Genomic DNA, 14269 nt, shown 5'->3' with positions numbered 1-14269 from the left:
GAGCTCTTGATGGCTGCCAAAGACACCAATGAAGACGCCAAAAACGACGATCAGGATTCCGGCCATTCGCTTGATATGAGCCAGGCCGCCGTCAAGAAGATGATCGGCGAGGCCCGCGAGAAGGGCTATATTACCTACGATCAGCTCAATACCGTATTGCCCCCAGATCAGGTTTCCTCCGAGCAGATCGAAGACGTGATGTCGATGTTGTCCGAAATGGGCATCAACATCATCGAAGATGAAGAGGCCGAGGAAGAAGATGCCAAAGGCGGCACCGATCTGGCGACCACCGAAGGCGCGCGTGAAATCACGCTTGGCTCTGGCACGTCGGAGAAACTGGACCGCACAGACGATCCGGTCCGCATGTATCTGCGCGAAATGGGCAGCGTCGAGCTTTTGAGCCGTGAAGGCGAGATCGCTATTGCGAAGCGCATCGAAGCGGGCCGCAACACGATGATCGCAGGGCTTTGTGAAAGCCCGCTGACATTTCAGGCGATCACCATTTGGCGGGACGAATTGCTCTCCGAAGATATTCTGCTGCGCGATGTGATCGACCTTGAAGCGACGTTCGGCACCACGATGGGCGAAGAAGAGACAACAACGCCTGTTGTTCCCGTGGGCGGTGCGCCCGTTGTTGCAGGCGCTAAGACCGAAGGTCAGCCGGAGCTTGATGCTGACGGCAACCCGATCTCTGCCGATGATGATGACGACGAGGACGAGGACGAGCAGGCCAACATGTCGCTGGCCGCGATGGAAGCTGCACTTAAGCCACAGGTTCTTGAAGCCCTCGACATCATCGCCGACGACTATGTGAAACTGAGCGAAATGCAGGATAGCCGGATCTCGGCAACCTTGAACGAGGATGGTACATTCTCGGCCAAGAACGAGGCAGCCTATCAAAAACTGCGGTCGGAGATTGTGGCGCTGGTGAACGATCTTCACCTGCACAACAACCGTATCGAAGCGCTGATTGACCAGCTCTACGGCATTAACCGCCGGATCATGCAGATCGACTCCGCTATGGTGAAGCTGGCGGACCAGGCGCGCATCAACCGCAAAGAATTTGTCGACGCCTATCGTGGCTACGAGCTTGATCCAAACTGGATGGAGCGGATGGCAGCGAAAGCCGGTCGCGGCTGGCAGATGTTCATTGAACGGTCCTCAGACAAGGTAGAAGAACTGCGCGCTGATATGGCACAAGTGGGCCAGTATGTGGGTCTGGATATCTCTGAATTCCGCCGCATCGTGCAGCAGGTCCAGAAGGGTGAGAAAGAAGCCCGTCAGGCCAAAAAGGAAATGGTCGAAGCAAACCTGCGTCTGGTAATCTCGATCGCGAAAAAATATACCAACCGTGGCTTGCAGTTCCTTGATCTTATTCAGGAAGGTAACATCGGCTTGATGAAGGCCGTGGATAAGTTCGAATACCGCCGTGGATATAAGTTCTCGACCTATGCCACATGGTGGATCCGTCAGGCGATCACGCGTTCTATCGCGGATCAGGCGCGTACCATCCGTATTCCGGTGCACATGATCGAGACGATCAACAAGCTGGTGCGCACGGGCCGTCAGATGTTGCACGAGATTGGCCGCGAACCGACGCCGGAAGAACTGGCCGAAAAGCTGCAAATGCCGCTGGAGAAGGTCCGCAAGGTGATGAAAATCGCCAAAGAGCCGATCAGCCTCGAGACGCCCATCGGCGACGAGGAAGACAGCCAGCTGGGCGATTTCATCGAGGACAAGAATGCCGTGCTGCCGCTCGACAGTGCCATTCAGGAAAACCTCAAGGAAACCACAACCCGTGTGCTGGCGTCGCTTACTCCGCGCGAAGAGCGCGTTCTGCGCATGCGTTTTGGTATCGGCATGAACACCGACCACACTCTCGAAGAGGTTGGCCAGCAGTTCAGCGTGACGCGCGAACGTATTCGCCAGATTGAGGCCAAGGCGCTGCGCAAGCTCAAGCACCCTTCACGCTCACGCAAGTTGCGCAGCTTCCTCGATCAGTAAGCCACGCGCGCTTTCTAGCTATTTGGCCCCGTCCGAGGATTTACTTCGGGCGGGGCCGATTTGTTTCCGAACAAGCGGTTTTACCAAAACGGTTTTTGGGTAAATCCATCAGTTCAGGCCGGCGATCACCAGTCTTTGAATTTGATTTGTGCCGTTTCAATCCTATCTTTAGTGGACAGACAAAAGGAGAATCCCCATGCGTTCCACGATCCTAGCTGCCCTGATCGCCCTTACTGTTCCGGTCGCCTCGCAGGCCCAAACCTATCGCGCCATGAATTATCTTGATGTTGTGCCGCTTAGTTCCACGACCTTCGAGGTAATCGAAGCATACGGAAAAGGCCCGCTTGGCATATGGTGTGCTGCTGCTGACTATGCTGAACGGAAGTTGGGCTACTATGGTCGGATATACATCAGCGAAGGCCGCGCGCCCTCTCGCAATGTTCCTGGTCGCAAGTCCGTAATTTTCACTACGGACGTCAATAGCCTGACGCAGGAGCCGTCCCAGTCACTTACGTTGAGCACAACCCGCGTCGGTGTTGGCTTGCCCGCCAACCACGCAATCCAGTTCTGCCGCCCCGCCGATTATGATTTCGGAAACTGATGCTGCGTCGTCATTAAAGTCGAAAGGCTCATCGTAGGTCGTGCAAACTGGGTTTGAGATAAACACCCGTGGGCAGGGGCTTTATGAAGTCACGCGAGACGTGGCGCTGTGGCTAAGCGGGGCGGGCGACGGTCTGCTCACTTTGCTTGTACAGCATTCGTCAGCGTCGCTTTTAATACAGGAGAACGCTGATCCGGACGTTCAGCGCGATCTTTGCGCCTATTTTTCGCGGCTAGTCCCGCGTGGCGACACACCAGAAATGTCCTACCTGGTGCACACGCTTGAGGGACCTGACGACATGCCCGCCCACATCAAGGCTGCGATGCTGCCAGTTAGCCTGAGCATTCCTGTCCAGCGGGGGCGGTTGGTTCTTGGTACGTGGCAGGGTATTTATCTGTTTGAGCATAGGGATGCGCCGCACACCCGTAAGCTGACGGCGCATTTTCGCGCGGATTAGTTCGTTGGCACGATGTAGATTTCACGTACATTCGCCCGCTGTGGCGCGTTCAGGGCATAGACCAGCGCCTCGGCCACGTCCTCAGGCTTGAGCTTGTCTGGCTTGGGGCTGCCGAAAAAGTTGGTGTCTACCATACCGGGTGATATCACCATGCAGCGACCGCCCCATTCCGCCATCTCCTGCGCCAGATTTCCTGCAAACCCGTGGATAAACCACTTGGTCGCGCCGTAAACTGACCCTTTCAGGTGATTGCGACCGGCCATGGAGCCTGTGACAATGAATTGACCCTTCACCGGCTTGAGGTGGGGCATTGCGGCGTGGGCGGTATATAGCGCGCCTTTGATATTCAAATCTACCATGTCGTCCCAATCTTCGGGATCGCCTTCGGCCACGCCAGCGCCGGAAGTGCCGCGGCCGGCGTTTGCAAAGACCGCATCAATGCTGCCGAAATGATCTTTGAGCTTGTCCAACGCTGCCTTTTGCTCATCCAGCTTGGTCGCATCGCCAGTTAGGACCAATGCTTTCTCACCAATTTCATCTGCTAGCTTTTGCAGTTTGTCCTCGCTGCGCGCGAAGAGGCCAACGTTCCAACCGGCGTCTGCCGCAGCTTTGGCTGTCGCGGCTCCGATGCCGCTGGAGGCGCCCGTGATGAAGACTGTCTTTGTCATGGTGATCGTCCTTTCGTGTCATTTCATTCATGATCAAACGCATCAGGACGCAAAAGGGTCCATAGGGTCACACCCATCATGTTGGGGTTGAAATCTGGACTACCCAAAACCTTGGGGGTGGCGTATACCTGTGGATAAGTGGGGCGGTGATCCCACAATAGAGGCGGATTAAGAATAAGGGGACAGGCCAATGCGCTGCCCATTTTGCGGACATTTAGATACCCAAGTCAAAGACAGTCGGCCTGCGGAGGATCACGTATCCATTCGCCGTCGTCGGTTTTGCCCCGCCTGCGGCGGGCGTTTCACCACCTATGAGCGCGTGCAGTTGCGTGATTTGGTGGTTATCAAGACATCCGGCAAACGCGAAGATTTCGACCGCGACAAGCTGGAACGATCCATTCGTATCTCCATGCAGAAACGCCCGATTGAGCCAGAGCGCATCGACCAGATGATCAGTGGCATCGTGCGGCGGTTGGAAAGCATGGGCGAAACGGACATCGGCTCCAAGCATATCGGTGAGATTGTGATGGAGGCGCTCGCGCGGATCGATACCGTGGCTTACGTGCGTTTTGCCAGTGTTTACAAAAACTTCCAGGCGGCCGATGATTTTGACAAGTTTGTTCAGGAACTGCGGCCCGACACGCCTCCGGAAGGCTAACGTCAGGTGAGTGATACCCGCTATATGGCGCTTGCGCTGTCCTTGGGGCGGCGCGGGCAAGGCAACACTTGGCCCAATCCCGCGGTGGGTTGTGTGATTGTGAACGGCGGCTGCATCGTCGGGCGTGGTTGGACCGCACCGTCAGGCCGTCCACATGCAGAGCCTCAGGCGCTGGCGCAGGCAGGCGACGCCGCTCTTGGTGCCACGGCCTATGTCACGCTAGAACCATGCGCCCATCACGGCCAAACACCGCCCTGCGCCCAAGCGTTGATTGATGCGGGTGTGGCGCGGGTTGTGGTGACCCTGCAGGATAGTGATGACCGTGTATCAGGGCGTGGCCTTGAGATGTTACGCGCTGCTGGTATCGCGGTCGAGACGGGCGTGATGGCCGACGAAGCGCGGCGCGACCATCAGGGTTTCCTCAGTCGGATTGAGCTGGGGCGTCCGATGCTGACGCTCAAGCTGGCGGCCTCTTTTGACGGTCGCATCGCCACCGCCACGGGAGAGAGCCAGTGGATCACGCAAGCACCTGCGCGGCGGATGGTTCATGCCATGCGCAACCGCCATGACGCCGTGATGATCGGTGGCGGCACCGCGCGCGCAGATGATCCGTCGCTTACCGTGCGTGATATGGGTGTGACGCGACAACCTGCGCGGGTTGTTGTCTCGCGGCGGCTTAATATTCCTCTCAACAGCAAGCTAGGTCATACGGCGCGCGAGGTGCCTTTGATCTTATGTCACGGGGCTGATGCCCCTGCCGGATTGATCGAGGCATGGCATGGCATGGGGGCAAAGCTGTTGCCCTGTGCTGTGCGTGGCGGCCAGATGGATATGGTGGACGTCATGCAGCGGCTGGGATCTTATGGTCTGACACGGGTTTTCTCTGAGGGCGGCTCTGCCGTGGCGGCTAGTCTGCTACAGGCCGATTTGGTGGACCATCTGATTGGCTTTTCTGCAGGTGTCGTGATTGGCGCTGAAGGCTTGCCCGGGATCGGTGCGATGGGGCTTGCCCGTCTAGGCACTGCTCCGCGCTATGATTTGATCCAGACGCAGGCCGTCGGGCCTGACATTATGCACCATTGGGCGTGCAACCGCGACTAGCGGCGCTTGCGCCAAAGATACGCATAGCTTGCGAAATACCCCTGAAATTTTGACACTACACGATTGACACGGCCGCGTTGCGGAATGTCCCCCGTGCTCAGGCGCTCTACCGCCACTTCTACAGGGCAGGGCAGGCCTGTCATGGGGTCAAGGTATCGAGGGTAATCAATCAGGGCCGCATGTACCAAGCCTTCAATCGTGGGCGTTGCACGACGGCGGGGCGGCACATCGGACATATCGCGCGTCAGTCCCCAGCCGGCATAGAACGGCGCGCCGTAGGTTGTGACGGACAAGCCACGCAGCAGCGCCTCGAACCCCATGAGGGATGTCATGGTGTGGACTTCGTTCACCTGCGCCAGAAGGGCGGCGGGATCGGTGCGGGTCACGATCAGGTCGGCAGCGGCAGGGGTGGTCAAAGCGCCTTCGCGCAAACCTGCTTCCACATCGGGGTGGGGTTTGAACAGGATCACCGCGTCTGGGTGGGCAGTGCGCACGGCGTCCAGTAGCGCCTGATTGGACGCAATATCGCTGGTTCCTGTGCGAATGGATGCATCATCGGCCACCTGCCCGCAAACAAGGATACGGTGCCCCTCTGGTAGCGGCTGGGGCGCATTGCCGGTATTGTATTTGCTCAGCCCTGCATCTGTCAGGCTGCGGATCAGACGCGCGGCGCGCAGCTCTTGATCGGGGCGCAACTCTGCGCGTGTTTCGATCCATTTCTCAAGACGAGAGGGGCGGATGGGATCGTAGTAGATGCCCAGATCATCGGTGACCAACGACAGCGGCGGGAAAAGTGCTGCCCCCAACCCGCGCGAGCGGATAAAGCCGTCCTCGACACGGGTGATCCCGTCGGCAACGCCGACAGCCTTGCCCGCCCAGATCATCTGCGGCCGGTCCGAGATATCGGCAGGCGCATCGCCAAAGGTCACCGGAGTGTAGTTGCCGTAGAATTTTTGCAGGTGTGGACGCTTCCACAGGCTCATGCCGATCGCGCGCCAGCCGTGACGGTCTTCGCGCCAGCAGCGGGCCTGTGTCTCTAGCGTGTCGATCACTGTCTCCAGCTCACAAAGCGCATCGCGGTAGGGATCATACCAGCGCGGATACAGGATCATCGCGGCGGCAAACAATTGCGCGCGGGTGAGCGTGCGCTGGCGGCGCTGCACCTCGAATGCATCTGTCGTCAGGCCCCAGCCAGCATAGAACGGCTTTCCGAACACCCGCGGCTTGTGACCTGCAAAGATCGCCTCGAACCCCAGACCGGAAGAGACAGTGTAGACCGCGCGCGCGCCTTCAAAAAGCGTGTAGGGGCTAATCGGATCGGTGAAAAATGCGACACGATTGTTCAGGTCAGTTTCGCGGAAATAACCCCTGCGGTGACCTGCGGTGGTCTCGGGGTGGGTCTTAATGAGGATTTGCGCTCCGGGGTGTTCCTCTTGCGCGTAGTAAAGCATTTCCAGAAATCGCGCGCGGTCCGCGCCCGAGGCCGTGACCGAAGCGTCGCCTTCTGTCTGGTCTATAACAACGACGTAACCCGGCGTAGGGGCAGGGGTGTCCAGCGGAATGGCTGCGTATTTGCTTAGATGCGCCTCCGTAATCCGCGCGATGCATGCCCGGGCGCGGTTCAGCAGGGCCGTGTCATCCAGCGGATGCGTGGCCAGCAGCACTTCGAGGTCCGAAGGGGTGGTGGGATCAAAATGCGCGGTACGGTGATCAATCACAATGCCCAGCGGCGGTTCTCCGTCCCGACCGGGAAAGAGCGAGCGAAGGGCGGCGTCTTCTATGCGTACAACGGTTGCGTCGCGGGCTTCTGCCACGCCTTCACCGCGGTAGGCGGTGGGAGAGTTGCCCCAGACAGCCACTGCATCGTCCGGTCCAGACGGCAGGCCAATATGTATAGAATAACCGGAAAGTTGGAGAATGCGGCGGATGCGGCCTTGGGTCAGGAAGCCGCCGTTATACACAAAAAGCCGCCGGTCCTTTTCAGAACCGGCGGCGGTGTCTTTATATATTTCAGGTCCAAGGCCCATTTTTGTCTTAGGGGCTGGTTATCGATGTGATGCCGGCAGCGGAGCTTGCCGTGCCTGTGATGGCGCTGATGACCTTGCTCCACTGTGTGAACGGTGCTTCGGTCACGTAGAGCGTATCGCCGTCGCGGATCACGAAATCGCGGGCCATGAACATGCCGTTCGGCTCTGTGAGGTTGAGCACGTAAACCATACGCTGCGCACCTTGCAGATCGTTGCGGCCCAGCACTTGCTCGGCAACTTCCTCGGGCTCGTTGCGCAGCACAAAAACACCGGTTGGATCAGCAGAGGCGGCAAGCAAACCGCCAACCTGTGCAATCGCTTCGATGGCGGAAAGGTTTTGCGTTTCGAATGCGACACGGGCTTGTGAACCTGTAGCGCCAAGTGCTGTGAAGGACCGCGTGTCCTGTTCCACCAGAATTTTGTCACCGCCGCGCAAGGCGATATCAAGCTCTGGGTGCTTATAAAGGTCTTCGAACCAGATCTTGCCACGTGCCTTGCCGCGGATGATCGTGATTTGCGCGATCTCGGGCTCAATGGTGATGCCGCCGGACCGCGCCAGCATAGTCGCCAGCGTGCGGGTCGGACGCTCAATCGGGTAGACACCCTGGCCGCCAACCGCGCCTACTAGCGATACGGTGGAACCGTCACCGGCTGCGCGGCGCACTTCGACCTGTGGGTCTGGGGTTTGATCGGCGAGCTTGGCGGTGATGATGCGGCGGATCGCCTCGGGTGAGTTGCCCGCCGCTTTGATCCGTCCGGCGTAAGGGATAAAAATGAAGCCGGTGCCGTCTACCTGTACTTCTTCCAGCGTCGCGGGAGCGCCTTCAGCGCCCAGTAGGCTATCGTCGACGTTTTCGTAAATTGTGATGCCCAACACATCGCCGGCACGGATCGTGTCCGATCCCAGCGTGCCTGCGTCTTTGAAAGCTGACGAGAAGCCAAGTGTCGGCACAACAGCGGTAGCGCGCGTCACGCGGTCGTTGACCGCCACGACAAAGGCGTCGCCTTCACGTTGTACAGAGCCTGCAAAGATCTGGCGTTTGTTAGGGCCAACCTGCGGCAATCCGCAGGTTGCCAGCACGGAACAAGCCGCAATGACTGCGATGGGGTGGGCCCACCGGATGCTAAGGGTTTTCACTGCCCGGTCTCCTCGACCTATTTTCTGCCTCAAGATCGCCGATTAATTCGACGTATTGGAGCTGAGCGTAGCGGAGTTATTTGCTAAAATCTACTCGTGCGTGACCGCGATTGTAGGTGAGGAAGGAAATGTGTGGCATTGCTGCCGCGATTGGGGGCGATCTTTGACTTGCAGCACCAGGGGTTGTGGGCGCTAGTTTACAACCCGCAACTGCTGGCGCGGCGGCGCGGTGCCAGTTTCAAGCGCCTCATACGGGTCATGGGGACCTAGCATCATATCAACCACCTGCCGCATCAGCTGTCTGCGGCCGCGCGCGGAATAGAACCCGCCCGGAAGCTGGCTGGTTTCCAGCAAATAGCGGCGGAAGTCTTTGTAGGCTCGGTTATCGGGGCGGGCGGCGCTGTTGAAAAACTCTGACAGGGGCTGGTCGGAAACGAACTCGGGTTTGGCGTAGACCGCGCTGCCGAACACCTTGAGCGGGATGCCACGCCATAACACCTGCTGACCAGCGGTGGAGTTTACCGTAACAGCGGTGCGTGCTTCATTGAGAAGCTGGGCCAATTTTCCCCCACGCACGAAATGCACACGGCCTGCGACGCCGTGGGCTTTCGCCAGCCGCTTAATCTCGCGGCGGACAGGTACGCGCCCATCCTCCAGCGGATGCGCTTTGACGACCAAATGATGATGGCGCGGCGCGCCTTTGGCAAAGCCGTCGATCACAAGCTCCAGAAAGTCGCTCATGGTATCGAAGGGGGAATGCATCCGGAACGAGCTGTCATGCTCTAGCTGCAAAAGCGCGAGGTGATAGGGGAAGCCGCCCAGCCGGATACGCAGCGTTGCCAAGCGCCGCTCAATCGCTTGCCAGGGCATCAGTAAAAGGCGTTTCAAATAAAGCTGGAATTCCTTGGTCACGGGCAGGTCGCGGTGGGGACGAAAATTGCGGTAGTCGCCGTTTCGAAACATCACAAACCAATGATAAAGCGCGCCGTAAAAGACGTGCTGGCGCATGTCGCCCCAATGACCGGGGGGCAGGGGCGCCTCCATGTCGGATTTCTCCAGCGCCTTTTGCATTTGTTCGATGCTCATCTCCATCAGGCGCGAGTTGCCGTTTGTGCCGCCGCGTTCATACGTCACCCAATAGGGGCGCATATAGCCTTCTTCAAAGACATGTACGGTCAAGCCACGTGCGCGAGCCTCTGCCACGGCTTGAGCATGGATCGGGCGGGTATCGCCATAAAGTACAATATCGGTGACGGACTTTTCTTCGAGCAAGACATTGAAAACCTCGGGCCAGGTTTTGGCCGTGCCGCGAAACGGAATGTAGCTGCGCGGATGAAACCAGAAGGCGCGGTCGCCCGCGTTAAAGCCAACACGCCACACTTCTGCCCCAGCCGCACGGAGCATCTTGCCCAGACGGTTGAAAAAGGGACCATGCGGCCCTTGCAGAAACAGAAATACCCGACCATCGGGCGTGTGCGGTAACATGTCAGGCTTTCTTTGGTTGCTCTTCAGGTTATTTAGTTTCAAAACTCTGACGAAAATATGGCCTCGCGGCTGTCTGTGCACTTTAACCCGAAGGGAAGACGATGTTTACGGGGATTATCACCGATATTGGCACCATATCCGAGCTCAAACAGGAAGGCGACCTGCGCGCGCGCATCACTTGTGGCTATGACACTAGCTCTATTGATATGGGCGCTTCTATTGCCAGCGACGGGGTCTGCCTGACCGTCGTGGATCTGGGGCCAGATTGGTATGAAGTGCAGGTCAGCCGCGAGACGGTCGATATGACCAATCTGGGCGATTGGCGCGTGGGCCGCCGCGTGAACCTTGAGCGTGCGCTCAAGGTTGGCGATGAGTTGGGTGGGCATATCGTGTCAGGCCACGTGGATGGTGTGGCCGAAGTCATCGAGATGCATGACGAGGGCGACAGCACCCGCGTCAGCTTGCGTGCGCCCGAAGCACTGGCCAAGTTTATCGCGCCCAAGGGCTCGGTTGCGCTGAACGGCACATCGCTGACGGTGAACGAAGTGGATGATTGTACCTTCGGCATCAACTTCATTCCCCATACCAAGGTCGCGACAACATGGGGTGATGTGGGCGTGGGTGACCGCGTGAACCTGGAAATCGACACGCTGGCGCGTTATGTGGCGCGGTTGGCCGATATGCAGCGATGAGCGCGGTCCGTGACGCAGCGCTTGCTCTGGTCACGGGCGTCATAGCCGGCTAGGTCAGGTGTCAGAAATAAGGGAGCCTTCCATGAGCTTTGAAACCCCCGGTCCTGTCGAAGCGGAACTCGCCAAAGCGATATCTCCGATCGAAGATATCATAGCGGCCTGCCGCGCAGGCGAGATGTATATTCTTGTGGATCATGAGGATCGCGAAAACGAAGGCGATCTGGTGATTGCTGCTGAATTTGCCGACGCAGAAGCCATTAACTTTATGGCGACCCATGGCCGTGGATTGATTTGCCTGCCGCTGACCCAAGCTCGCGTTGATACGCTTGATCTGCCGATGATGGCGACCAACAACTCTTCGCGTCATGAGACGGCCTTTACCGTCAGCATCGAAGCGCGTGAAGGCGTGAGCACGGGCATCTCTGCCGGTGACCGCGCGCTGACGGTTGCTGTTGCGATTGATGGCGCCAATGGCGCCGCTGATATCGCGACGCCCGGTCATGTCTTCCCGCTGCGCGCGCGCGATGGCGGTGTGCTGGTGCGGGCCGGTCATACGGAAGCGTCTGTAGACATCAGCCGCCTTGCGGGTCTGACGCCTGCGGGTGTGATCTGTGAGATCATGAAGCCTGACGGCACCATGGCGCGGCTGCCCGATCTGGTGACCTTCGCGGCCCAGCACAAAATGAAGATTGGCACGATCAGCGATCTGATCGCCTACCGGAACAAGCACGACAATATGCTGGTGCAGCGCGACGACCGCATGGTCGAATCTGCCTATGGTGGCGAATGGCGCATGCGGGTGTTCGAAGATCAGATTTCCGGCACCGACCACGTCGTGCTGAGCAAGGGCGAAATCGGTGATGGCGCGCCAGTACTGACGCGCACCCATGCGCTTAATGCGCTCGAAGATGTATTGGGGCTGGGGCCCAGTGCGCCGGACGAGCTGCCGCTCGCGATGGAGATCATTGCGCAGGAGGGACGCGGCGCCGTGCTGCTGTTCCGCGAGCCGAACCCGCGCCTGCGTCTAGATGCCGATGATGAAGCCCCCCGCACAATCAAGCGCACAGGTCTTGGCGCGCAAATTCTGGCGGCGCTGGACGTGCATGAACTGATTTTGCTCACAGATAATCCGCAAACGAAATATACGGGTCTTGAGGCCTACAACCTGAAGATTGTGGGCAACCGCCCCATCACCAAGGAATAGCATCATGGCCGCATCCGAAGAGCACACCGTTCTGCCTGCACCGACATTCGATAAGCCGGTCAAGGTGCTGATTGTCGTCTCTCCCTATTACAGCGATATCGGAGCGGGTCTGCTGACCGGTGCCAAGGCGGCGCTAGAAGATGCAGGTGCCACCTACGGCGTGGTTGAGATGCCGGGTGCTTTGGAAATTCCGACGGCCATCGGCATTTCGGACCGTAGCAGCAATTTTGACGGCTATGTCGCGTTGGGCTGTGTCATTCGCGGAGAGACCACGCACTACGAGACTGTGTGCAACGATAGTTCTCGCGCGTTGCAGTTGTTGGGCCTACAGGGGCTGTGCATTGGCAACGGCATCCTAACGGTAGAGACAAAGGCGCAGGCGGATGTGCGTGCAGATCCCAAGGGCCAGAACAAAGGCGGCGGGGCAGCACTAGCGGCCTTGCATCTGATTGCGCTGGGCCGTAAGTGGTCATCCACCCCCAAGGGCATCGGGTTCCAGCCTCGTGGCGAGGATACATTGATGGCCGGAAATAAAGACGGAAACACCAACGCATGAGCACGCCAAGCCGCACCGACAACATGACCGGCAACATGAAGCGCAAGATGCGCTCGGCCGCGCGTCTTTACGCGGTGCAGGCGTTGTTTCAGATGGAACACTCCAACCTGACGCTGGACAAGGTGCGGTTGGAATTCCTTGATCACCGCTTTGGTGAAATGATAGACGGTGAGGAAATGCTGGAAGGCGACGAGGCGCATTTTACCCGCGTTCTCGAAGATGCCGTCCGCAATCAGGCCAAAATCGACCAGATGACAGATCGTGCGTTGGTCGCGAAATGGCCAATCGGGCGCATTGATCCAACGCTGCGTGGCCTGTTCCGTGCTGCGGGTGCGGAAATGCTGGACAATGCAACGCCGCCAAAGGTTGTGATTACAGAGTATCTCGATCTGGCTTCGACCTTCTTTCCGGATGGCAAAGAAGCGCGGTTTGTGAATGCTGTGCTGGATCACATGGCTCGCGAAGCGCGCCCAGACGCGTTCTAAGCACGCTAAGGCTTCTACACGCTTCTCGTTTTCTATGCCCTCTCCTGAATGGTGGGCCTATGTGTGACGGACTGTATGCTGGTTATTCCAATCGTTGAAATTCCGCGGTTTTACCAACCTAAAGATGACGTTTCGCGGTGTTGAGATCGCGAATTTCCACTTTTAATTGTTGCATTTTTGCAACCTATTGGCGATAGCAGGGGCTGGGCTCCGTCGGGTTCTCTGATGCAGCTTCCCCATGCGGGCGTGTTAAGATTTTGTTAACTTTTTGATTTTAATTAGATTTAATTGACATCTCTCGAGCTGATACCACTTTGCCTGTAATTGAGGGGCAAATGCTGGCTGCGGACACATCGACAATCACCCAAAATATTACATTCCCGCATACGTGGAAAACTATTGATGCCTCAATCAACCAGCGGCTTTACTGGCATTTGAGAATTTGGGTTTCAATGCTGGGAGCAGTTGAGGTTGGTAATGTCCATTTGGCTGAAGGTCATATTGTTTTTCATGTCCCGCCGGGAAGATGATGAGATGAATTGGGTGCCTTCCAGTACCCAAAGAAGGCCGGAAACTAAACCGGACCCCGTCCCATCGGAAAAAATGGACGATTAACGCAAAGCTCTGTCAGAGGGTGTGTCTGATTGCAGTGTCACCCGCGAAGAAATGCAGCGCTTGTTCGGCAGCGCGTTGCGGGTGCGGTAGGTCTTAAATAGGTGTGGCGGGACCGCCGTTGCCGGGTCAGTTGTATTCCCGAGGACCTGTATGTACAGGTGGGCGCCAGGTAAATTAACCAGGGCTAAGACAGAGCCAGCTCCCTCGGATTTGCTTAAGGCCACTGGAATGTAACGTCAGTCGCGCAGGGCAGAACCCGCCACTCATCATATGTAGGGCTGGTACAGGGCCATAACAAGTGGCTATTGCGCCGTCTCTTTAATAAATCTGTATCGGACCAGTTCTTCGGGCAGCAGCACATAGATTTCATCTGGCGGTGTCGCGAGCGCGTGTTGCATCACCAACAGGTCAATACCCATCTGGTTAAGTTAGCGCATCACCTCACCCTGACCGCGCTGGATGTCCTCAACGGCGATAAACGCGGGCAACAACGTATTTTCCCCGAAATAGTGTTGATGCACCCCGTGTCAACGCCGGACTAAAACTGCACCAATCGCCGGAGAGAAAGTGCGCCACTT

Annotated in this window: 13 protein-coding genes and 1 pseudogene; 9 read left to right on the top strand and 5 right to left on the bottom strand. The window is 57.8% G+C overall.

Features of this window, described 5'->3' with window-relative positions:
• Positions 1-9: 9 nt before the first annotated feature.
• From rpoD to V7730_RS12505, 3 genes are all read left to right on the top strand, one after another.
• Positions 10-2004, top strand: a complete 1995-nt coding sequence (gene rpoD / locus V7730_RS12515; protein ID WP_335747933.1) for an RNA polymerase sigma factor RpoD — start codon at positions 10-12, stop codon at positions 2002-2004.
• A gap of 196 nt (positions 2005-2200) precedes the next feature.
• Positions 2201-2605, top strand: coding sequence for a hypothetical protein (locus V7730_RS12510; protein WP_335747932.1), 405 nt, complete (start codon positions 2201-2203; stop codon positions 2603-2605).
• 40 nt (positions 2606-2645) lie between these two features.
• A complete protein-coding gene (locus V7730_RS12505; protein WP_335747931.1) occupies positions 2646-3062 on the top strand; it encodes a secondary thiamine-phosphate synthase enzyme YjbQ in 417 nt (138 codons plus the stop codon).
• Here V7730_RS12505 and V7730_RS12500 read toward each other — a convergent pair.
• Positions 3059-3730 carry an SDR family oxidoreductase gene (locus V7730_RS12500; RefSeq protein ID WP_335747930.1) on the bottom strand — a complete coding sequence of 224 codons (672 nt, stop codon included), beginning with the start codon at positions 3728-3730 and terminating at the stop codon, positions 3059-3061. The genes V7730_RS12505 and V7730_RS12500 overlap by 4 nt on opposite strands.
• A gap of 190 nt (positions 3731-3920) precedes the next feature.
• On the opposite strand from V7730_RS12500, the gene nrdR reads away from it, so the two are divergent.
• Positions 3921-4388, top strand: a complete 468-nt coding sequence (nrdR, locus tag V7730_RS12495) for a transcriptional regulator NrdR (RefSeq protein WP_335747929.1) — start codon at positions 3921-3923, stop codon at positions 4386-4388.
• 6 nt (positions 4389-4394) lie between these two features.
• Positions 4395-5489, top strand: a complete 1095-nt coding sequence (gene ribD, locus V7730_RS12490; protein ID WP_335747928.1) for a bifunctional diaminohydroxyphosphoribosylaminopyrimidine deaminase/5-amino-6-(5-phosphoribosylamino)uracil reductase RibD — start codon at positions 4395-4397, stop codon at positions 5487-5489.
• Here the strand turns inward: ribD and V7730_RS12485 are convergent.
• The 3 genes from V7730_RS12485 to V7730_RS12475 all read right to left on the bottom strand — a co-directional run bounded on the left by V7730_RS12485 (position 5486) and on the right by V7730_RS12475 (position 10139).
• Positions 5486-7516 carry a capsular polysaccharide biosynthesis protein gene (locus tag V7730_RS12485; RefSeq protein WP_335747927.1) on the bottom strand — a complete coding sequence of 677 codons (2031 nt, stop codon included), beginning with the start codon at positions 7514-7516 and terminating at the stop codon, positions 5486-5488. The genes ribD and V7730_RS12485 overlap by 4 nt on opposite strands.
• Positions 7517-7523: 7 nt before the next feature.
• Positions 7524-8654, bottom strand: a complete 1131-nt coding sequence (locus tag V7730_RS12480; RefSeq protein ID WP_335747926.1) for a polysaccharide biosynthesis/export family protein — start codon at positions 8652-8654, stop codon at positions 7524-7526.
• A gap of 192 nt (positions 8655-8846) precedes the next feature.
• Entirely contained in the window at positions 8847-10139 is a 1293-nt protein-coding gene (locus V7730_RS12475; RefSeq protein ID WP_335747925.1) for a capsule biosynthesis protein, read from the bottom strand.
• Positions 10140-10240: 101 nt separating this feature from the next.
• On the opposite strand from V7730_RS12475, the gene V7730_RS12470 reads away from it, so the two are divergent.
• From V7730_RS12470 to nusB, 4 genes are all read left to right on the top strand, one after another.
• The gene (locus tag V7730_RS12470; RefSeq protein ID WP_335747924.1) at positions 10241-10831 is read left to right on the top strand and encodes a riboflavin synthase; all 591 of its coding nucleotides are present in this window, start codon (positions 10241-10243) and stop codon (positions 10829-10831) included.
• 82 nt (positions 10832-10913) lie between these two features.
• On the top strand, positions 10914-12035 hold the full coding sequence (gene ribB / locus V7730_RS12465) for a 3,4-dihydroxy-2-butanone-4-phosphate synthase (RefSeq protein WP_335747923.1): 1122 nt from the start codon (positions 10914-10916) through the stop codon (positions 12033-12035).
• 4 nt (positions 12036-12039) lie between these two features.
• Entirely contained in the window at positions 12040-12591 is a 552-nt protein-coding gene (locus V7730_RS12460; protein WP_335747922.1) for a 6,7-dimethyl-8-ribityllumazine synthase, read from the top strand.
• Entirely contained in the window at positions 12588-13076 is a 489-nt protein-coding gene (gene nusB, locus V7730_RS12455) for a transcription antitermination factor NusB (RefSeq protein ID WP_335747921.1), read from the top strand. Before V7730_RS12460 ends, nusB begins: the two co-directional genes overlap by 4 nt.
• 917 nt (positions 13077-13993) lie before the next feature.
• On the opposite strand, the pseudogene V7730_RS12450 reads toward nusB, so the two are convergent.
• Positions 13994-14215, bottom strand: a pseudogene (locus tag V7730_RS12450) (hypothetical protein); the annotation flags it as partial.
• Positions 14216-14269: the final 54 nt, after the last annotated feature.

It is taken from the genome of Sulfitobacter sp., from assembly GCF_036961165.1.
In the GTDB taxonomy this organism is placed as follows: domain Bacteria; phylum Pseudomonadota; class Alphaproteobacteria; order Rhodobacterales; family Rhodobacteraceae; genus Sulfitobacter.
The sequence above is the reverse complement of the archived record's forward strand: the minus strand, read 5'-3'. Positions and strand labels throughout refer to the sequence as shown.

Excerpts from the sequence above, each read along its gene's own strand:
- nusB (WP_335747921.1), top strand. The coding sequence starts at position 12,588 with ATGAGCACGCCAAGCCGCACCGACAACATGACCGGCAACATGAAGCGC.
- V7730_RS12485 (WP_335747927.1), bottom strand. The coding sequence starts at position 7,516 with ATGGGCCTTGGACCTGAAATATATAAAGACACCGCCGCCGGTTCTGAA.
- rpoD (WP_335747933.1), top strand. The coding sequence starts at position 10 with ATGGCTGCCAAAGACACCAATGAAGACGCCAAAAACGACGATCAGGAT.
- ribB (WP_335747923.1), top strand. The coding sequence starts at position 10,914 with ATGAGCTTTGAAACCCCCGGTCCTGTCGAAGCGGAACTCGCCAAAGCG.
- V7730_RS12460 (WP_335747922.1), top strand. The coding sequence starts at position 12,040 with ATGGCCGCATCCGAAGAGCACACCGTTCTGCCTGCACCGACATTCGAT.
- nrdR (WP_335747929.1), top strand. The coding sequence starts at position 3,921 with ATGCGCTGCCCATTTTGCGGACATTTAGATACCCAAGTCAAAGACAGT.
- V7730_RS12475 (WP_335747925.1), bottom strand. The coding sequence starts at position 10,139 with ATGTTACCGCACACGCCCGATGGTCGGGTATTTCTGTTTCTGCAAGGG.
- V7730_RS12510 (WP_335747932.1), top strand. The coding sequence starts at position 2,201 with ATGCGTTCCACGATCCTAGCTGCCCTGATCGCCCTTACTGTTCCGGTC.
- V7730_RS12500 (WP_335747930.1), bottom strand. The coding sequence starts at position 3,730 with ATGACAAAGACAGTCTTCATCACGGGCGCCTCCAGCGGCATCGGAGCC.
- V7730_RS12470 (WP_335747924.1), top strand. The coding sequence starts at position 10,241 with ATGTTTACGGGGATTATCACCGATATTGGCACCATATCCGAGCTCAAA.